Genomic DNA, 20,011 nt, shown 5'->3' with positions numbered 1-20,011 from the left:
GACCGCGTTCAGAGTCACGTGCCTCGGAACGCCCTTCGCGGGGGTGACGAAAAACAAGGCTATTCCGCCATCAGTTTCGCGAGATCGTCTTTCCAGAATTTGGCCCAGGTGTGTGTCCCGTGCCCTTTGGTTTCGGCGCTCGCGGGGATCAGGATGTAGCGCGCTTTCGGCATGCGTTTCACGCCGTCTTCGGGGTAGGAATAGCCAGGCGGGTTGATGAAATCGTCGCCCGAGTTGATCCACAGCACGGGCACGGTGATCTTTTCAAGGTTCGGCCAAGGATTGTAATTGCGGGACGAATCGAGCTGGTAGATGGTGTCGTTGGCATCGTTGCGGCCGAAGGTGCGCGCGAAGGCCTCGTCCTTGTATTTCTCTGCCGCGATGCGGGTCGGATATTGCGCCTGCAGCGCATAGGGGTTCGCGCCCGCGATCATGGTGAGCGAGGCGGCGGTGCGCAGACCGCCGAGCGGCGGGTCGGTATAATTGCCGTCCTTCCAAAGAGGATCGGCCTTGATCGCGTCGATCGAGAGGGTACGCCACATGCGGTTCTCGCCCGCGATCTCGACCGGCTGGCATGCGAAGGGCGCGAGGCGTTCGGCAAAGCCCGGGTGCGTCTCGCCCCAGACGAAGGCGTGCATGCACCCCATCGAGGTACCCAGAATGAGTTTCAGGCTCTTCACGCCGAGCTTTTCGGTGAGCATCCGGTATTGGGCGCTGACCATGTCGTCATAGTCGTATTTCGGGAACTGCATCCGGAGGCCGTCGCTCGGCTTCGACGAGCCGCCGTGGCCTAGATTGTCGGGCAGGATGACGTAATATTTGGCCGTATCGAGCAGCTGGCCGGGACCGAACAGCTCGTTCGCGAACTGCGGCTGGAAGAATTGCTTTCCCGTGCCGCCGGTGCCGTGGAGGATCATCACGGCGTTGGTGACATTGCCCTTCTTGTCGCGCTGCGGCGTGCCGAGCGTCGTGTAGTGCATCTTGATTTCGGGCAGCTTTTCGCCGGTGCCGAAGGTGAAATCCTTGAGGATCGCGTCGCCCTCGACGGCGCCTTCGACCGTCTGGGCCTGAGCCTGAATCGATGCGGGAACGGTACTGGCGAGCAGCAGGGCGAGGGGGGCGAGATAGTTGCGCATGGCGCAAGGCTAGTCGGCGCTGCGCATCGATACAAGGATCAGCGGACCGAGCGGGTAGCGCGCGTCGAGACGGCCGTGCGCCGGGTCCCAGAGCGCGGACACCGTCCCGTCGAGAAACAGCGCGTCGCGGGCGCCCGCCTGGTCGCGCAGGAAGCGGGCGAGGGTGCCGAAGGCAACGGGCTCGTTCGAGATGACGAAATGGGCGCGGCCCGCCGCGTCGACGCCGACGCCGTTGCGGAGCTTCAGCGAGGTGCCGTCGGCGGCGATCTTCGGGTGGAGTTTGCCCCCGATCAGCAGCATCGGACCCGACTGGGTCCCGAACGATGGGCGCCGGTTCACGATCGTCGCGAAATCCTCGCTCGTCATGACCCGCCATTTGCCGTCGGCGTCACCGAAGAAGACGCCGTTCGGCTTGAGATAGAAATTGCCGCCCGCATCGCGCGTGTTGAGCGGATAGAGGCGCTTCCCGCTTTCGGCGTAATAGCCGATCGGGCGGCTGCGGACGTCGTACATGCCGCCGTTGACTGCAAAGGCGACGCGGCTGGTGTCGATATCGGCCGCGAGCCGCGCGAAGCCGCGATAGATTGTGCCGTCGGAGCCGGTGATCTTCGTGTCGATCCGGTGCTTGCCGGGGACGGCGATGCATTCGGTGAAGCGCTTGCCCTCGAAGGTCACAATTTTACAGGCATCGGGCGCGCCGGGAGTCGCCGAGTTGCCGTAATGCTGAAAGAATATGAAGCCCGCGAGCAGGGTGGCCGCGCTGACCGAGGCCAGCGCGGCGCGCCTCACTGGCCGTAACCCGGCGTCCCGGCGAGCCGCACCGCCTCGCGTGCCGCGGCGAACAAGGCGCCGGCCTTGGCCTCGCATTCGCGCTGTTCGTAAGCGGGGTCGCTGTCGGCGACGATGCCCGCGCCGGCCTGGACGTGCATTTCGCCGTCCTTCACGATCGCGGTGCGCAGCACGATGCAGCTGTCCATATTGCCGTCGGGGGCGAAATAGCCGACGCCGCCCGCGTACGGCCCGCGCGCATCGGCCTCGAGCTCGGCGATGATCTGGCACGCGCGCACCTTGGGCGCCCCGCTCACCGTTCCGGCGGGAAAGCCCGCGAACAGCGCGTCGATCGCGTCCTTGTCGGGCGCGATGCGGCCGATGACGTTCGAGACGATGTGCATGACGTGGCTGTAGAATTCGACGGTGTAGCTGTCGGTGACGGTCACGGTTCCGCCGATCGCGGCGCGGCCGACGTCGTTGCGGCCGAGATCGAGCAGCATCAGGTGCTCGGCGCGCTCCTTGGGATCGGCGAGCAGGCTTTCGCGGTTCTCGACATCCTCGGCGCTGGTGCGGCCGCGCGGGCGGGTGCCGGCGATGGGCCTGATCGTGATCTCGCCGTCGCGGACGCGGACGAGGATCTCGGGCGACGAACCGATGATCGCGAAGCCGGGGAGATCGAGGAAATAGAGGAAGGGCGAGGGATTGATGCGGCGGAGGGCGCGGTAGAGGTCGAAAGGCGGCAGGTCGAACGGGGTCGAGAAGCGCTGCGACAGCACGACCTGGAAGATGTCGCCCGCGGCGATATATTCCTTCGCGGTCGCGACCATTTTCGCGAATTCGGCAGGGCTGGTCGCCGGATTGGCGGCGATATCCGCGGGCAGGGCATCGGTCTTTGCGGGCTCGCCGTGCGCGCTGACGGTCGAGAGGCGCGCGGCGATGTCGTCGAGCCGGTCCTGTGCCGCCTCGATCATCCGGTCGATCGCGCCGCTCGCTTCGGGCCAGATCGGGGCGATCAGGAAGAGTTCGTCGGCGAGGCGGTCGAACACGAGGATGATGGTCGGACGGACGAACACCATGTCGGGCAGGCCGAGGCCCTTGCCCGGCGCGCGCGGGATGCGCTCGACGAGGCCGATCGTTTCATAGGCGAAGAAGCCGACGAGCGTTGCCAGCGCCTTGGGCAGGCCCTCGGGCACGTCGAAGCGGCATTCGGCTACGAGATCGCGCAATGCCTGCAACGCGCCGGCTTCGATCGGTTCGAAGGCATCGCGGTCGCGGCGCCAGTCGCGGTTGATGCGCGCGGCATTGCCGGTGACCTCGAACAGCAGGTCGGGGTCGAGACCGATCAGGCTGTAGCGTCCGCGCGTCTCGCCGCTTTCGACCGATTCGAGCACCCAGTCGCCGCGGCCCGGCTCGATGAGCTTGAGCGCGGCCGAGACCGGGGTCTCGATATCGGCGATCAGCCGTTGCCAGACGACCGCACCGCGGCCGCCGGCCAGCGCCTCGAGCGCAGCCGCTCTGCCCTCGAGAGCCACTGGCCTTATTCGCCGACCGGCGCGGCGCCGGTCAGTTCCTTGCGGAGTTGCTCGACCAGTTCCTTGTTGATCGTCACGCCGACGCGGCGCTTCGCTTCGGCGGCGAGCTGTTCGACGAGCTCGTTCCCGATCGCGGGCGCAAGCGGCTGGGCGATGGCGGCGACGCGGGCCGGTTCGATATCCTTCGGGTTCGGGCGGTCGACGTCGCCGAGCGCGAGAACCATCCAGCCACGGTTTCCGGGAACTTCCAGCGTCTTCACGCTTCCCTTCGCCATCGAGAAGAGCAGGGCGAGTTCGGGCGGAACCGGCTTGCCGTCGCGGCCAAGGTCGGCACGGCGGCCGCCGATCGTCTGGACGCCGGCCATGGCGGCACCGGCCGCATTGGCGGCTTCCGACAGGCCCTTGCCACCCTCGACCGCCTTGACGATCGCGCGGGCCTTGTCGCGGGCAACCTTCTGACCCTGTGCAAAGCGCCAGTCGGACAGGATTTCGCCGCGGATCTGGGCGAACGGCGGCGGTGCGGCGGCGACGATCGACTTGACCGAATAGACGGCGAATTTTTCATTCTCGACCAGCGTCGCGATATGGCCTTCGCCTTCCTCGCTGCCCTGGAACGCGCCGCTGACCATCGGGGCCAGTTCGGGCGAGGGGACGAAGCCGGGAAGGCCGGGGGCGCGGCCGCTGGGGAGCAGCGCGGGGGTCGTCTCGACCTTGAGCTTGCGGTCGGCAGCGATTTCCTCGATCGAGGCGCCGCTGTTCACGGCATCCTGGATCGCGTTGTAATAGTCGACGATCGCCTCGTTCGCCTTGTTCTTCTGAAGCTCCGTGCGGATTTCGGGGGTCGCTTCGGCCAAATTGCGCGCGGGCTTCGCCGTCACGCTTTCGACGCGCGCGACGGTCCAGCCGAGCCCTTCCTGCAGCGGCCCGACGACGTCGCCGCGCTTCGCGGTAAATGCGGCCTTCGCGGTCGCGGCGCTGCTCTGCGCGGCATAGGCCTGCTGCGTCAGTTCGCTGGTGGTCGAGGCCGAGAGGCCCGAGGCCTGCGCTGCCGCTGCGAGGGTAGCGCCGCCGCGAACCTTTGCGGCAATGCTGTTCGCTGTCGCCTGATCGGGGGCGATCACCTGCGCGAAGCGGCGCGTTTCGCTCGCCGCATATTGGGCGGCATTGGCCTTATAGGCCTTGGCGATCTCGGCATCGCTGACGGCGGGAACCGGGACCGCGCTGCGATCGAACAGCGCATATTGCAGCACGCGCCGTTCGGGGATGGTGAACTTCGACTTGTTCTGCGCGAGATAGGTCTGAAGCGCGGCATCGCCCGGATCGCCCGCGGGGGCAAAGGCGCTGGATGGAATGAAAAGCGCCTGTCCGCGGCGCTGTTCGAGCAGTAGCGCGGCATAGGGCTGTGCCATGCCGGCGGCCACGCGCGGCAGCGAGCCGATCGGCACGCCAAGCTGTTCGAGGAGCAGCTGCTGTTTGAGTTCGCGGCGGATTTGCGCTTCGGTCAGGCCGTTCTGCTGCATGAAGCTTTCGAACGCCTTCTGGTCGAACTTGCCCGAGACGCCGGCGAACGCCGGGATGTCGGCGATACGCCCGTCGATCTGGCGTTTGCTGACGGCAAAGCCGAGCTGCTCGGCAAATTGTTCGAAGGCGAGGCCGTCGACGGTCTGGTTCAGCGCCTGATCGAGCCCGCCCGATTCGACGAAGGCCGCCATTGTCAGGCCCGGCTGCTGCTGGCGCGCCTGATTGTAGGACTGGCGGACGCGATTGCGCAGCTCCTCGATGCTGATCGATGCATCGCCCACCTTGACCGCGCTGGCTCCGCCGACACCGCCAAGAGGCGAAGAGGTTCCCGTCACGTCGGCGAGCGCGAAGAGAACGCCGATCAGGACGATGAAGGCGAGGGCGACGAACTTGCCGAGGGTCGATCCGAAGAGGCGGCGGAGGGTCGTGATCATGAAACAGACTGTCTTTCGGCCAGGCGCGGGAGGCCGCGCGATTTGGCGCTGCTTTAGGCGGGAGGCGAAGATGCTTCAAGGCGGGAAAGCGAGCGGCTTGCCTTTGCGCCTCGCGCGCCGCTAGGGCAGGTCGACAATGTCACAGCGAAGGGGACGGGACTATGGCGCGGCGCAAATATGTGGTCGGCAACTGGAAGATGAACGGGCTGACCGCCGCGCTCGGCGAAGCGCAGGCGATTTTCGCCGCGGCTGGCGAGAATAAGGGTGTCGATGTCGCGCTTTGTCCGCCGTTCACGCTGATCGGCCCGATGATCTCGGCCGCTCCCGGAGCCGCGGTTGGCGGGCAGGATTGTCACGCCGCGGCCTCGGGTGCTTTCACGGGGTCGGTCGCGGCCCCGATGCTGGCCGATATCGGCGCAAGCCTCGTCATCGTGGGGCATAGCGAGCGGCGCGAGGGCTTCGGCGAAAGCGACGCCGATGTGAAAGCGAAGGCCGGGGCCGCGCTCGCTGCAGGCCTTTCGGTAATCCTGTGCGTCGGCGAGCCGCGCGAGGTACGCGAATCGGGCGGGGCGGCCGATTATGTGCTTGCGCAAATCGCGGGTTCGCTGCCCGGCGATTTCGATCCGGCGCGGCTGGCGATCGCCTATGAACCGATCTGGGCGATCGGCACCGGACTGGTGCCGACCGTGGGCGACGTAGCGGCCATGCATGGCGCGATCCGCGCAAAACTGGGCGAACAGGCCGGCGGGAGCGCGGCCGGGACGATGCGCATCCTTTATGGCGGCTCGGTGAATGCCGAGAATGCGGCCGAGTTGCTGGGCGCCGGCGATGTCGACGGCGCGCTCGTCGGCGGGGCGAGTCTGACCGCGGGCAAGTTCGTGCCGATCATCGAGGCGGCCGCCGCTCTCTAACGCTGTGGGTTGAAGCCGCGGCACTTCATCTCTATGTGCGCCGCGGGCGCGGTCCGTGTGGGACCGTGCAAGTCCGGGAAATTTCGATGTCCAGCCTCTTCACCTTCCTGCTCGTCGTCCAGGCGCTCGTTGCCGCGGCGATGATCGGCGTCATCCTGATGCAGAAGTCCGAAGGCGGCGGTCTGGGTGTCGGCGGCAGCCCCGCGGGCCTGCTTTCGGCACGCGGCGCGGCGGACTTCCTGACCCGGGCGACGACGATCCTCGCCAGCCTGTTCGTCGGCCTGTCGATCGTGCTTGCGGCGCTTGCTTCGGTGGGCGGTGCCGGCGGTTCGGCGATCGACACCTCGCTGTCGAAGACCGCGCAGAGCGGTGGCGCAGCGCCGACGTCGGCGCTGACGGGGCCGGCGCAACAGACCCCGGCCCAGAGCGCACCGGCGCAGACGGCCCCGGCTTCGGGCGATCCGCTCGAAGCGGGCAAGGCTGCCACTCCGGCGCCTGTCGAGGCACCTGCCAAGAAATAATATCCGGCGGCTTCGGCCTCCAGCATCGCTCCCGCGGCGGCGGAAATATTTTCCGCCGTTTGCGATTCGACGGCTTGCGCCGTCACCCTCCTGTTGAGTAAGTCTTTCCTCCCATGGCGCGGTTCATTTTTATCACCGGCGGCGTGGTCTCCTCGCTTGGCAAAGGTTTGATGGCGGCTAGCCTCGCGGCCTTGTTGCAGGCGCGTGGCTATCGTGTCCGTATTCGCAAGTTCGATCCCTATCTGAACGTCGATCCCGGAACGATGTCGCCGTATCAGCATGGCGAGGTCTATGTGACCGACGACGGGGCCGAAACCGACCTCGACCTCGGCCATTATGAGCGCTTCACGGGCGTTGCGGCGCGGCAGAGCGACAATGTCACCTCGGGCCGTATCTATCAGCAGATCATCACCAAGGAACGCCGCGGCGATTATCTGGGTGCGACGGTGCAGGTCGTTCCGCACGTCACCGACGCGATCAAGGCCTTTGCGCGCGCCGAGACCGACGACCTCGATTTCGTGCTCTGCGAAATCGGCGGCACGGTCGGCGATATCGAATCGCTGCCTTTCATCGAAGCGATCCGGCAGCTTCGGAACGAAGAGGGTCGCGACCGCACATTGTCGGTCCACGTCACGCTGGTGCCCTACATCGCCGCCGCGGGCGAGCTGAAGACGAAGCCGACGCAGCACAGCGTGCGCGAGCTCGCCTCGCTGGGCGTCCAGCCCGATATCCTGCTCTGCCGCTGCGAAAAGCCGTTGCCCGAAGGCGAGCGCGCGAAGATCGCGCAATTCTGCAACGTGCGGAAGGAAGCGGTGATCCCGGCGCTCGACGCAGATTCGATCTATTCGGTGCCGGTGCAATATCATGGCGAGGGCCTCGACAGCGAAGTCCTGCGCGCGTTCGGCATTCACGACGCGCCCGATCCCGACCTGACGGCCTGGTACGACATCATGGACCGCAAGCAGCACCCTGAGGGCGAGGTCACGATCGGCGTCGTCGGGAAATATGTCTCGCTGCCCGATGCGTATAAATCGCTTAACGAAGCGCTGGTGCATGGCGGCATGGCGAACCGCGTGAAGGTCAACATCCGCTGGCTCGACGCCGAGATGTTCGAGAATGATGGCAATCTCGTCGAAAATCTCGAGCCTCTGCACGGCATTCTCGTGCCCGGCGGCTTCGGCGAGCGCGGGTCCGAAGGGAAGATTTCGAGCGTCCGCTTCGCGCGCGAGCGCAATGTGCCCTTCTTCGGGATCTGCCTCGGCATGCAGATGGCGTGCATCGAGGCGGCCCGCAACACGAGCGGTATCGCCGGCGCATCGAGCACCGAGTTCGGCAAGACCGACGAGCCCGTCGTCGGTCTGATCACCGAATGGATGAGCGCCGAAGGGCTGCAGCAGCGCGGTGCGAACACCGACCTCGGCGGAACGATGCGGCTCGGCGCCTATGAGGCGAAGCTGTCGCCGAACAGCCATGTCGCGACCGTCTATGGCGCGAACGACATCAGCGAGCGCCACCGCCACCGTTACGAGGTCAACGGCGCGTATCGCGACAGTCTGGAGAAGGGCGGTCTCGTCTTTTCTGGCATGTCGCCCGATGGCATGTTACCCGAAATCGTCGAACGGCCGGACCATCCGTGGTTCATCGGGGTGCAATTCCACCCCGAGCTGAAATCCAAACCCTTCGATCCGCATCCCTTGTTCAAGGGATTCATCGAAGCCGCGGTAAAGCAGAGCCGGCTCGTCTGACGAGGCAAAAAAGGGGCATCAGGGGCATGGATCACGCGAAACTCGCCGAGTTGCAGGGCCCCGATTCGATATTTTCCGGCCTGACCGTCGAGGATTGGGCCGAAATCGCCAGCCGGTCGGTGCAGATCAGCTTTGCCAAGGGCAAGGAGCTGCTCGTCCAGGGCGATCCCGGCGACATGATGCTGATCCTGACCGAAGGGACAGCGCGCGTGTCGATGCTGACCGCGGGCGGGCGCGAGATCGTGCTCGCCTATGCCGAGCCCGGCGCGGTGCTGGGCGAAATCGCGCTGCTCGACGGCGGTGAGCGTACGGCGTCGGTGACCGCGACGAGTGCGGGCAGCGCGCTCCAGCTTGGCCGCAACGCGCTCAAGGATTTTTCGGCGAGCCATCCCGAATTCACCTGGTCGCTGATGCAACAGCTCGCGCGGCGGTTGCGCACCGCCGACCAGACGATCGAGAGCGACCGCGCCTATGCGTCGGGCCCGCGTCTCGCGCGCTATCTGAAGCGGCTGATCCGCAAGGACAGCATCGAAAAGACGCACCGCGTCGAACTCAGCCAGACGGAACTCGGCAATTTCGCCGGGATGAGCCGCGAGCATATCAACCGGCAGCTCAGAAGCTGGGAGGAATCGGGCGTGATCTCGCTCGAACAGGGTCGCGTCCGTGTGCTCGATGCCGATATGCTCGAGGATATCAGCGAGAGCGAGAGCTGAACGGGACCGGCCGCGCTCGCGGATCGATGGATGAGGTCGGGGAAGCTAAGGTGCGGTGGAACCATATATTGGCAATTCCCTGTGCGGCCGGGGTGCTATCATTTCCCTCCGCGCTTGCTACGCCGCCATTGAGTGCGCAGGCGATAGTCGAACGGATGGGCCTGAAGCTCGGTCGCTGGGACACGACCTCTGAAATCGTTGCGATCGAGATGATCGCCGAAGACGGGAAATCCCCTCCGGCGGACGTTCAGGCAAAGATTCGGGAGAAGATCGGCACGTCGTTCAAAAGCGTCGATTGCGTCGGACCGAAGGCGTCGCGCGCCGCCGATCTGAAGTTGCCCGGAATTACGATTTCCGCCAGTTGCAGCTTCGCTGACGTCGAGGTCGGCAAGGCGCATCTTCAGCTGACAGCTTCGTGTCGTTCGTCAGACGGGGGCTTCAAGGCGGAAACCCGCATAAGAACAACTCATACCGACGTCGCTTTCGCCGCGGATGTCGATACTTCGGCCTTCTCGGCCGGGGCGGGGTACACGACGAAGATCAGCATGAAGACGTCGAGCGTTTATTCAGGCACCTGCCCAAAATCCTGAGATACCGGAATCACAACGCCCGGGCCTCGCTTTGCGAAACCCGGGCGCCTGTGACGAACACTCGCCATCCCCCTTGTGCGCAGACCGGCGAAGGATCTGCACTCCCTGGAGCCGGGCCATTCGGCCGCTTTGAACCAGAAGCCTTGGGGTAGGTCCGCATCGGGGGTTTGTCACCATCCCTCCGGCATTTGCGAGTCCTTTTGCGACGCGCCTGTGGCCGATGGGCAACAGGTTGTGCGAATCGGTCGCAACAGATGGCGGCGCCAGCGCTCCTTGCCAGCGTCGCCGCCGCTCCCTAAAGCGAGGCCATGACCGCACCGCGTAATGCGCTCCAAAGGCCGCTCGCCCCATGATCCTGCGCTCTTACGAACGCGCCATCTTCAAACGCTATCTGCTTCCACAGCGCGGCGAAGGTTTCATCTTCGTCGCGGCGGCATTCAGCTTCACGGCTGTCATGCTCGGCGTCGCGGCGCTGGTGATCGTGATGAGCGTGATGAACGGGGTTCGCTCCGACCTGTTCGACAAGATCGTCGGGCTGAACGGTCATGCGGTCGTGCAGGGCTTCGGCGGCCGGCTCGACGACTGGCGCGATGTTTTGAAGCAGGCGAAGGCGACGCCCGGTGTTACGGCGGCAACCCCGCTGATCGAACAGCCCTTGCTCGCGAGCTTCAGCGGCCGGGTCGAGGGTGTGCTGGTGCGCGGGATGACCGTGCAGGACATCCGCAAGAACGATGTGCTTGGCGGCAAGGTGCTGCAAGGCAGTCTCGATTCGCTGACGCCGAATGCAGGCAATATTGCGCTGGGGAGCGAGCTGGCGCGCAATCTGGGCGCGACCGTCGGCTCGACGGTGACGATCATCAATCCGCAGGGGCGGTCGACGCCGTTCGGGACGGTGCCGCGCGAGATTGCATACCGCGTGTCGGCGATTTTCGAGATCGGCGTCTATGATTTCGACAAGGCCTATGTCGTGATGCCGATGGAGGATGCGCAGCTCTTGCTGCTCACCGGCGACGCGGTCGGGATGATCGAGGTGAAGGTCACCGATCCCGACAGGGTCGGCGACATCCTGCAGCCGCTTGCCGAAAAGGTTGCGGCGAAAGCCGTCGTTTCCGACTGGCGATCGATGAATGCCAGCCTGTTCGAGGCGCTGTCGATCGAACGCGTCGCGATGTTCGTGATCCTGTCGCTGATCATCCTTGTCGCGGCATTCAACATCATCTCTTCGCTGATCATGCTGGTGCGCGCCAAGACGCGCGACATGGCGATCCTGCGGACGATGGGCGCTCCGCGCGACGCGGTGATGCGCATCTTCATCGCGATCGGCCTGTCGATCGGCGTTGCGGGAACGGTCGCGGGGATGGCGATCGGGTTCGGCCTGCTGTTCTTCCGGCAAGGCGTCCTGCGCGCCATCGAGTTCATCACCGGCCAGTCGCTCTGGGACCCCTCGATCCGCTTCCTGACCGAGCTGCCCTCGAAGCCCGATCCGTTCGAGATCACGGGAATCGCCGCGATGACCATCGTGTTCAGCTTCCTCGCGACGCTGTACCCGGCGTACAAGGCCGCAAATACCGATCCCGTGCAGGTGCTTCGCTATGAGTGACGTGATGCTGGAACTCGTCGCGCTGAAGCGCAGCTTCACGCAGGGCGACGTTACGATCGACGTTCTGCGAGGGGTAAACGCGAACCTGCGCAAGGGCGAGATCGTTGCACTGCTCGGGCCGTCGGGGTCGGGCAAGTCGACGATGCTGCAGGCGGTGGGGCTGCTCGAGGGCGGTTTCGAGGGTACGATCCGGATCGATGGCGAGGACGTCACCCGTATCGATCAGGGCGACCGCACGAAGACGCGACGCGAGAAGATCGGCTTCGTCTATCAGTTCCACCATCTGCTGCCGGACTTTACCGCGATCGAGAATGTCGTGCTGCCGCAGCTGATCCGCGGCGCGGGCCAGGCCGAGGCCGAGGAGCGCGCGAGCGACCTGCTCGGACGGCTGGGCCTCGGCGAGCGGCTACATCACAAGCCCAGCAAACTGTCGGGCGGCGAGCAGCAGCGCGTCGCCGTCGCACGCGCGCTGGCGAACCGGCCCTTGCTGGTGCTCGCCGACGAGCCGACGGGCAACCTCGACGAGGCGACCGCCGACCGTGTGTTCGACCAGTTCGTGAAGCTGGTCCGCGATCATGGCTCGGCCGCGCTGGTCGCGACGCACAACGAACGGCTCGCGGCCAAGATGGACCGCGTGCTGCGCTTGCACGAGGGGCATATCGAGGCGTAGGCTGCTTGCCTTGGGGAGGGGCCGGATGATCCGTTCGCTGTCGGTTACGTTGCTCGCTCTGGCTGCGGTTCCCGCGCAGGCCGCGTTCCAGTCTGCCCCGCTTGCGCCCCCGGTCCGGCTTCCGCCGGCGCCCCCTGCGATTCCGTCGCAGCCGGCACCGCTGATCCAGTCGGCGTGCACCGGGCCCGAATATCATGCCTTCGACTTCTGGGTCGGCGAATGGGATGTGTTCCCGAACGGCAGTTCGACGCAGATCGCGACGAGCAGCATCGAATCGATGTTCATGGGGTGCGCGATCCGCGAGACGTGGAAACCGCTGAAAGGCGGCGGGGGCGGATCGTTCAGCCATTACGACAACGAACGCCGCTATTGGCGCCAAGCGTGGGTCGACAGCAGCGGCGCGCGGGTCGATTTCGACGGCGGTCCGGTCGACGGCAAGATGGTGCTCACCGGGCACTGGGCGAATGTCGTTGCCAAGGGCAAGGATGGCCTTATTCGCATGACGTACAGCAGGCAGGCGGGCGGTTCGGTGCGCCAGCATGGCGAGCAGTCGGTCGATCAGGGGCTGACGTGGACGACGAGTTTCGATTTCATCTACAGGCCGCGCAAGGCGGGGGAGAAATAAATGGGTCTCTATGATCTTTCGGCGAAGCTGCCGGGCGGCGGATCGCAGTCGCTGGCGGACTATCGGGGCAAGGTGCTGCTGATAGTCAACACCGCATCGAAATGCGGCTTTACGCCGCAATATGAGGGGCTGGAGGAGCTGTACCGCGATTACAAGGATCGCGGGCTCGAAATCCTCGCCTTCCCGTGCAACCAGTTCGGCGCGCAGGAGCCGGGCGACGCCGAGGAAATCAAGAATTTCTGTTCGCTGACCTATGATGTCAGCTTCCCCTTGATGGCGAAGATCGACGTCAATGGATCCGACGCCGACCCGATCTTCAAGCATCTGAAGAGCGAAAAGACCGGGTTGCTGGGCAGCGGGATCAAGTGGAATTTCACCAAATTCCTCGTCGGCCGCGACGGCAAGGTCGTCTCGCGCCACGCGCCGACGACAAAGCCCGAGCAACTGCGCAAAGAGATTGAGGACCTGCTGGGTTAACCCTTGGCAGAATCACCGCTGTCACTGTAGCGTCATCCGATGGCCTACAGCCCCTTCGTTCCCCTGCGCGTCTTTTCCAGTTTCACGATGCTGGAGGGGGCGATCGAGCCCAAGGCGATTGCGAAAGCCGCGCGCGAGCGCGGTTTTCCGGCGATCGCGGTCGCCGATCGCAACGGGCTCTATGGTGTCATGGCCTTTGGCGAGGCGTGCAAGGCGGCGGGTGTTCAGCCGATCGTCGGCGCCTTCCTGAGCGTCGCGCGGCCGGGGCAGCGGCTGGCAAACGGCGCGCCGCTCATCGACTGGCTGGCGCTCTATGCGCAGGACGATGCGGGCTATAACAATCTCTGCGCGCTGGTTTCGGCGGCGCATCTCGGGCGGCCGGTCGAGCAGGACCCGCATGTCACGCTGGCGGACCTTGCCGGCAAGACCGACGGGCTGATCTGTCTGACCGGCGGCGGCGAGGGCGCGCTGGCGCGACTGCTCGCGGGCGAGCAGAAGACCGCGGCCGAGGATTATGTCGAGCAGCTCGAAGCCTTGTTCGGCGGGCGGCTTTATATCGAGCTGTCGCGGCGCGGCGACGCGACCGAGGCGGCGGCCGAGAATGCGCTGATCGACCTGGCCTACGCGCGCGCGCTGCCCATGGTTGCGACGAACCCTGCGAACTTCGTCGAGCCGCAATTCCATCCCGCGCACGATGCGATGCTGTGCATCGCGCAGTCGGCTTATGTCGAGAGCGAGGACCGGCGCGTGTCGAGCCCCGAGGCGTGGCTGAAGCCCGCCGAGGCGATGGAGGATGCGTTCAGCGACCTGCCCGAGGCGATGCACAACACGCTGGTGATCGCGCAGCGTTGCGCGTTCATGGCGCCGAAGCGCAAGCCGATCCTGCCGAGCCTCGCGGGCGACCGCGAGGGCGAGGCGGCGCAGCTTAAGGCCGACGCGCATGCGGGGCTGGAAGCGCGCTTGGCGCTTCATCCCGACCTGTCGGCCGAGGAACGCGAAGCCTATGTGACGCGCCTCGATTTCGAGGTCGACGTCATCACCCAGATGGGCTTTCCCGGTTACTTCCTGATCGTTGCCGACTTCATCAAATGGGCGAAGGCGCATGACATTCCGGTCGGACCGGGGCGCGGGTCGGGTGCGGGCAGCGTCGTCGCGTGGGCGCTGACGATCACCGACCTCGATCCGTTGAAGCTTGGCCTGCTGTTCGAACGCTTCCTCAACCCCGAGCGCGTGTCGATGCCCGACTTCGACATCGACTTCTGCGAAACGCGGCGCGGCGAAGTGATCCGCTATGTGCAGGAGAAATACGGCCGCGACACCGTCGCGCAGATCATCACCTTCGGTAAGCTGAAGGCGCGCGCGGTTCTAAAGGATACTGGCCGCGTGCTCCAGATGAGCTATGGTCAGGTCGACCGGCTCGCGAAGCTGGTTCCGAACCATCCGACCGACCCCTGGACGCTCGAACGCGCGTTGAACGGCGTTTCGGAGCTGATGACCGAATATAAGCAGGACGACGGGGTACGCCGCCTGTTCGACATGGCACGCCAGCTCGAAGGTCTGCCGCGACACAGCTCGACGCACGCCGCAGGCGTGGTGATCGGCGACCGGCCGCTCGACCAGCTCGTCCCGCTCTATCGCGATCCGCGCTCGGACATGCCGGTGACGCAGTTCGACATGAAATATGTCGAGACTGCGGGGCTGGTGAAGTTCGACTTCCTCGGTCTCAAGACGCTGTCGGTGCTGAAGGAGGCGAAGCGCCTGCTCGCGCTGCGCGGCGTCGACGTCGATCTCGACGCGCTCGCGTGGGACGATACGGCGGTTTACGAGCTGCTCCAGCGCGGCGAGACCGTGGGGGTATTCCAGCTGGAATCCGAAGGGATGCGGCGTACGCTGTCGGCGGTGAAGCCCACCAATTTCGGCGACATCATCGCGCTCGTCGCGCTCTATCGGCCGGGGCCGATGGACAACATCCCGCTGTTCGGCGCGCGCAAGAACGGGCGCGAAAAGATCGCCTATCCGCACCCGTTGCTCGAAGGCATCCTCGCCGAAACCTATGGCATCTTCGTCTATCAGGAACAGGTGATGCAGGCGGCGCAGATCCTCGCCGGCTACAGCCTTGGCGGCGCCGACCTTCTCCGCCGCGCGATGGGCAAGAAGGTGCAGGCGGAGATGGACGCGCAGCGCGACACCTTCGTCAAGGGCTGTGGCGAGCATAACGGCATCGACGCAAAGGCTGCGAACGAGCTGTTCGACTTGATCGACAAGTTCGCGGGCTATGGTTTCAACAAGAGCCATGCGGCCGCCTATGCGCTGCTGTCGTATCAGACCGCCTGGCTCAAAGCGCATTATCCGCACGAATTCTTCGCGGCGTCGATGTCGTTCGACAGCCATCAGACCGACAAGCTGTCGATCTTCATCGACGACATGCGGCGGCTGGGCGTCGATGTGTCGGCGCCGTCGATCAACGAGAGCGAAGCCGATTTTTCGGTCGGGCGCGGCGATGAGGGGCTGACGGTACGCTATGCGCTCGGCGCGCTGAAGGGCGTCGGCGAGAAGGCGATGGAGGCACTTGCTGCCGAGCGCCATGCGAAGGGCGATTTTGCGAGCCTCGACGATTTTGCGGCGCGCATCGATCCGAAGCTGCTCAACCGGCGCCAGATCGAGGCGCTGGCCGCTGGCGGAGCGTTCGATTGCATCGAGCCTGATCGGCCGCGCGCCTATGCCGGCGCTGAAGCCCTGCTCGCGTGCGCGAACAGTTCGGCGCACGAGCGGTCGACGGGGCAGGGCGGGCTGTTCGGCGGCGATGTCGCGATTATGCCGGTGCTTCAGCTTCCGGCGGCCGAGCCGTGGACGCTCGCCGAGCGGATGACGCGCGAAAAGGAGGCGTTCGGCTTCTATTTCTCGGCGCACCCGGTCGAACAGTTTGAGGCGATCGTCGCTGCACGCGGCGCGCGGTCCTACGGTGACATTTGCGAGAATGTCGAAATGACGCCGGGAACGCGCATCCCCATGGTGATGGCGGCGATGGTCGAAAGCGCGCGCCCGCGCGTGTCGCAGCGCGGCAACCGCTTCCTGAACCTCACGCTTTCGGATCGCAGCGGGCAATTCCAGTCGAGCTGTTTCGACGAACAGGCGGGCAAGATACTCGAAGCGCTGGCCGAAGATGGCGGCTGCGCGATCCTGTCGGTCGAGCTCGACCTGCTCGAAGGCGAAGAAACGCCGCGTGTCACCGTGCGCGGCGCGCAGGCGCTCGCCGACATCGCGGCGACGGCGGCATTGCAGCTGACGTGCCGTGTCGAGCTGCCCGAGGCGATGGCCGAAATCGCGAAGCTGCTCGAGAGGCGCGACGATGCGCGCGGCAAGATGATCGTCGCGACGCGCGATCCGCTGACTGACGAGGACATCCGGATCGAACTGGGGAATCGCTTCGCGCTCGGCCCCGACACCGTCTCGCGGCTCGAAATGATTTCCGGGGTGACCGAGCCCGCATTGTCGCTCGTTGCTCCGCGCGATTTCCGGGTGCGATAGTCAAAAGCCGGACGATGATGCGAAAAACACCTGGAAGCTGCCTTTGCGGGACCGTCCGGTTCGAGGTGTCGGGCGACTTCGACGCCTTTTTCCTGTGCCACTGTGCGCGATGCCGGAAGGGCAGCGGATCGGCGCACGGCGCGAACCTTTTCGCAAGCGGAGCAACGATCGAGTGGCTGGCCGGCGCAAGCGCGGTTGCATCCTATCGCCTTTCCGGCACCCGGCACGAGCGCAGTTTTTGCCGGACGTGCGGATCGGCGCTGCCCGGTATCCAGATGGATGGTGCCTTGCTCGTCGTTCCCGCTGGGAGCCTCGATGGTCCCGTCGATATGCGCCCGACGGCCCATATCTGTTGCGAAAGCCGCGCTGATTGGGATTTCGGCTTCGCCGACATCCCCCAATTGGCAGGGCTTCCGGGCTAGACGCCGCCGCCCGGGCGCGGCTTGCGCCTGTTTGGTCTTGCGCGGACTTCGCTTCCCCCCCTATCCCTAGTGGGCAACGATAAAATCGAGGATGCCTGAACGATGGGAATGCAAGGTCAGCCGCTGCTCGTCACGAGCCTGATCGACCATGCCGCGCGTGAACATGCGGGACGCGAGATCGTCTCGCGCTGGGCCGACGGTAGCGTGACGCGATCGACGTGGGGCGAGGTGGGAACCGACGCCCGCCGTTTTGCCGCCGCGATGGTGAAGCTGGGGATCGGGAAAGGCGACCGCATCGCGACGCTGGCGATGAACCACGGGCATCATCTGGTGAGTTGGTACGGCAGCGCCGGCATGGGCGGCGTACTGCACACGGTGAACCCGCGGCTGTTCGATGAGCAGCTGGTCTATATCATCAATCACGCCGAGGACCGCGTGCTGCTGTTCGACGCGATGTTCCTGCCGATCGTCGAGCGCATCCGGCCCGAGCTGAAGAGCGTCGAGCATTTCGTGCTGTTCGATGCGCCCGCGCAGGGCGACTACAAGTCGTATCGCGATCTGGTGGGCGCCGAGGATAGCAGCTTTGCGTGGGTAGAACTCGACGAGCGCGATCCGGTCGGGCTTTGCTATACGAGCGGCACCACCGGCAATCCCAAGGGCGTGCTCTATGAGCATCGCTCGAACGTCATCCACGCGATCACCGAAATCCAGCCCGACGTGTTCGACATGTCCAACCGCAGCGTGATCCTGCCGATCGTGCCGATGTTCCATGCGAACAGCTGGGGCATTCCGTTCGCGGCGGCGACGGTCGGCGCAAAGCTGGTTTTTTCGGCGACAAACGATGCGCAAATACTCTGCGACCTGATGCACAGCGAGGGCGTGACGCACAGCGCGGGCGTGCCGACGGTGTGGCTCGCGATGTTCGGCCATATGGACGCAACAGGTATCGATTATGGCAAGCTGCAACGCGTCATCATCGGTGGCTCCGCAGCGCCGCGCGCGATGATCGAGCGCTTCATGAGGGCGGGGGTTGACGTCGGCCACGCGTGGGGGATGACCGAAACTTCGCCGATAGGCACGATGGGCAAGCGGCCGTGGAACTGGGACGAGATGAGCTTCGACGAGCGCGTCGATGTCGTCTGCCGCCAAGGCTGTCCGCCGTTCGGGGTCGAACTGCGGATCGTCGACGATCAGGACAATGAACTGCCGCGCGACGGCGAGACGAGCGGGCGGCTGCAAATCCGCGGGCCGTGGATCATCCAGCGCTATTTCAAGGCCGACGCCGATGCGGCGGATGGTGAGGGCTGGTTCGACACCGGCGACGTGTCGGTGATCCATCCCGACGGGGTCATGCAGATCACCGACCGCGCGAAGGATGTGATCAAGTCGGGCGGCGAATGGATTTCGTCGATCGAGCTGGAAAATGCCGCGGTGGGCGCACCCGGGGTGCAGGAGGCGGCTGCGGTCGGCGTCTATCATCCCAAATGGGACGAGCGGCCGATCCTGCTGATCGTCCGCAAGCCCGATGCCGCAGTCAGCGAGGCGGATGTCGTCGATTACCTCAAGGACAAGGTCGCCAAATGGTGGCTGCCCGACGAGGTCGTGTTCGTCGACGAACTGCCGCACACCGCGACGGGCAAGATTTTGAAGCGCCAGATCCGCGACGACTACAAGGACTACAAGTTGCGGTCGCTGACGGCGGCCTAGAACAGTTCCATCTGGCCGTCGCGTTCGGGCGGTCGGAAGAGGTCGCTGCGGAGCGGCGGGAAGTTCCGGTCCATGCCATGTTCGCGCGCGGCGCGCTTGACGCGCTGGCGGATGAGCTGCGGCCAGATGCCTTGACCCTTCATGCGCGTGAAGAAATTGGGGTCGTTGTCCTTTCCTCCGCGGATGTCCTGCACGATGTGCATGACCTTGTCGGCGCGATCGGGATAGTGCGCCGCGAGCCAGGCACGGAAGAGCGGCGCGACCTCGAAGGGCAGGCGCATCAGGATATAGGATGCGCGGATCGCGCCGGCCTCGGCTGCGGCGGTCATGATCGCTTCGATCTCGTGGTCGGTGATCGCGGGAATGATCGGAGAGATGTTGACCTGTGTCGGGACGCCCGCGTCTATCAGCTTGCGGATCGCTGCGAGGCGGCGGCGCGGGTGCGGGGCGCGAGGTTCGAGCGTGCGCGCGACCTTGGGGTCGAGCGTGGTGACCGAGATCGCGACCCCGACCAGATTGTCGCGCGCCATAGCCGCGAGCAGGTCGATATCGCGGAGCAGCCGGTCGGACTTGGTGGTGATCAGCAGCGGGTGCTTCGTCTCGGCGAGAACCTCGATGATCGAGCGGGTGATGCCCCATTCGCGCTCGATCGGCTGGTATCCGTCGGTGTTGGTTCCGATCGCGAGCGGGGCGACCTTGTAGTTGCGCTTCGCCAGCTCGGCGCGGAGCAGCTTTGCCGCGTCGGGTTTGGCGAACAGCTTGCTCTCGAAATCGAGCCCCGGCGACAGGTCGTGGAAGGCGTGCGTCGGGCGCGCGAAGCAATAGATGCAGCCATGCTCGCAGCCGCGATAGGGATTGATCGAGCGGTCGAAGCCGATGTCGGGCGAGGTGTTGCGCGAGATGATCGTCTTCGGGTGCTCGATAGTGACCGTCGTGCGCAACGGCGTTGGCGCACCGTCGATGTCTTCGGCGGCATCGAGCCAGTCGCCATCGGCCTCGCGGTCGAGCGATCCGGTGCGGGTCGGGCGCAAATTGGTCGGCGCGCCGCGGCCAGAGATCGGGGGTAGAGGCTTGGTTGGTTCCACTGCCGCATTGTAGCGCGGCATAT

16 protein-coding genes are annotated in these 20,011 nt (G+C 65.3%); 11 read left to right on the top strand and 5 right to left on the bottom strand.

Going from position 1 to position 20,011, the window contains the following annotated elements; translation table 11 throughout:
- Positions 1-59 precede the first annotated feature (59 nt).
- The 4 genes from L7H23_RS02755 to L7H23_RS02740 are packed head-to-tail and all read right to left on the bottom strand — an operon-like array spanning position 60 to position 5,394.
- Positions 60-1,136, bottom strand: coding sequence for an alpha/beta fold hydrolase (locus L7H23_RS02755; RefSeq protein ID WP_237837836.1), 1,077 nt, complete (start codon positions 1,134-1,136; stop codon positions 60-62).
- Between the two features lie 9 nt (positions 1,137-1,145).
- A complete protein-coding gene (locus L7H23_RS02750; protein ID WP_237837835.1) occupies positions 1,146-1,925 on the bottom strand; it encodes a phosphodiester glycosidase family protein in 780 nt (259 codons plus the stop codon).
- A complete protein-coding gene (gene trpE, locus L7H23_RS02745) occupies positions 1,922-3,439 on the bottom strand; it encodes an anthranilate synthase component I (protein ID WP_237837834.1) in 1,518 nt (505 codons plus the stop codon). Before trpE ends, L7H23_RS02750 begins: the two co-directional genes overlap by 4 nt.
- 5 nt (positions 3,440-3,444) lie before the next feature.
- Positions 3,445-5,394, bottom strand: a complete 1,950-nt coding sequence (locus L7H23_RS02740; RefSeq protein WP_237837833.1) for a peptidylprolyl isomerase — start codon at positions 5,392-5,394, stop codon at positions 3,445-3,447.
- 161 nt (positions 5,395-5,555) lie between these two features.
- Between L7H23_RS02740 and tpiA the strand changes: the two genes are divergently transcribed.
- The 11 genes from tpiA (at position 5,556) to L7H23_RS02685 (ending at position 18,903) form a co-directional block, all read left to right on the top strand.
- Complete coding sequence (gene tpiA, locus L7H23_RS02735; protein ID WP_237837832.1) at positions 5,556-6,305, top strand: triose-phosphate isomerase; 750 nt, start codon at positions 5,556-5,558, stop codon at positions 6,303-6,305.
- 86 nt (positions 6,306-6,391) lie between these two features.
- Entirely contained in the window at positions 6,392-6,826 is a 435-nt protein-coding gene (secG, locus tag L7H23_RS02730) for a preprotein translocase subunit SecG (RefSeq protein WP_237837831.1), read from the top strand.
- Between the two features lie 113 nt (positions 6,827-6,939).
- On the top strand, positions 6,940-8,571 hold the full coding sequence (locus L7H23_RS02725) for a CTP synthase (RefSeq protein WP_237837830.1): 1,632 nt from the start codon (positions 6,940-6,942) through the stop codon (positions 8,569-8,571).
- A 26-nt stretch (positions 8,572-8,597) separates the two neighbouring features.
- Positions 8,598-9,284: a Crp/Fnr family transcriptional regulator gene (locus L7H23_RS02720; RefSeq protein WP_237837829.1), complete on the top strand. Its 687-nt coding sequence runs from the start codon at positions 8,598-8,600 to the stop codon at positions 9,282-9,284.
- A 155-nt stretch (positions 9,285-9,439) separates the two neighbouring features.
- The gene (locus L7H23_RS02715; RefSeq protein WP_237837828.1) at positions 9,440-9,874 is read left to right on the top strand and encodes a DUF3617 family protein; all 435 of its coding nucleotides are present in this window, start codon (positions 9,440-9,442) and stop codon (positions 9,872-9,874) included.
- 349 nt (positions 9,875-10,223) lie between these two features.
- Positions 10,224-11,474, top strand: a complete 1,251-nt coding sequence (locus L7H23_RS02710) for a lipoprotein-releasing ABC transporter permease subunit (protein WP_237837827.1) — start codon at positions 10,224-10,226, stop codon at positions 11,472-11,474.
- Positions 11,467-12,144, top strand: a complete 678-nt coding sequence (locus L7H23_RS02705) for an ABC transporter ATP-binding protein (RefSeq protein ID WP_237837826.1) — start codon at positions 11,467-11,469, stop codon at positions 12,142-12,144. Before L7H23_RS02710 ends, L7H23_RS02705 begins: the two co-directional genes overlap by 8 nt.
- A 25-nt stretch (positions 12,145-12,169) precedes the next feature.
- On the top strand, positions 12,170-12,769 hold the full coding sequence (locus tag L7H23_RS02700) for a hypothetical protein (RefSeq protein WP_237837825.1): 600 nt from the start codon (positions 12,170-12,172) through the stop codon (positions 12,767-12,769).
- A complete protein-coding gene (locus L7H23_RS02695) occupies positions 12,770-13,246 on the top strand; it encodes a glutathione peroxidase (protein WP_237837824.1) in 477 nt (158 codons plus the stop codon).
- A 39-nt stretch (positions 13,247-13,285) separates the two neighbouring features.
- Positions 13,286-16,774, top strand: a complete 3,489-nt coding sequence (gene dnaE / locus L7H23_RS02690) for a DNA polymerase III subunit alpha (RefSeq protein ID WP_237837823.1) — start codon at positions 13,286-13,288, stop codon at positions 16,772-16,774.
- Positions 16,775-17,298: 524 nt separating this feature from the next.
- On the top strand, positions 17,299-18,903 hold the full coding sequence (locus L7H23_RS02685) for a long-chain fatty acid--CoA ligase (RefSeq protein WP_237837822.1): 1,605 nt from the start codon (positions 17,299-17,301) through the stop codon (positions 18,901-18,903).
- Here L7H23_RS02685 and L7H23_RS02680 read toward each other — a convergent pair.
- The gene (locus L7H23_RS02680) at positions 18,900-19,988 is read right to left on the bottom strand and encodes a PA0069 family radical SAM protein (RefSeq protein WP_237837821.1); all 1,089 of its coding nucleotides are present in this window, start codon (positions 19,986-19,988) and stop codon (positions 18,900-18,902) included. The genes L7H23_RS02685 and L7H23_RS02680 overlap by 4 nt on opposite strands.
- Positions 19,989-20,011: the final 23 nt, after the last annotated feature.

Source organism: Sphingopyxis sp. BSN-002, assembly GCF_022024275.1.
Classification (GTDB): Bacteria; Pseudomonadota; Alphaproteobacteria; order Sphingomonadales; family Sphingomonadaceae; genus Sphingopyxis.
Note: the sequence above shows the minus strand (reverse complement) of the source record. Positions and strands in the feature narration are given on the sequence as shown.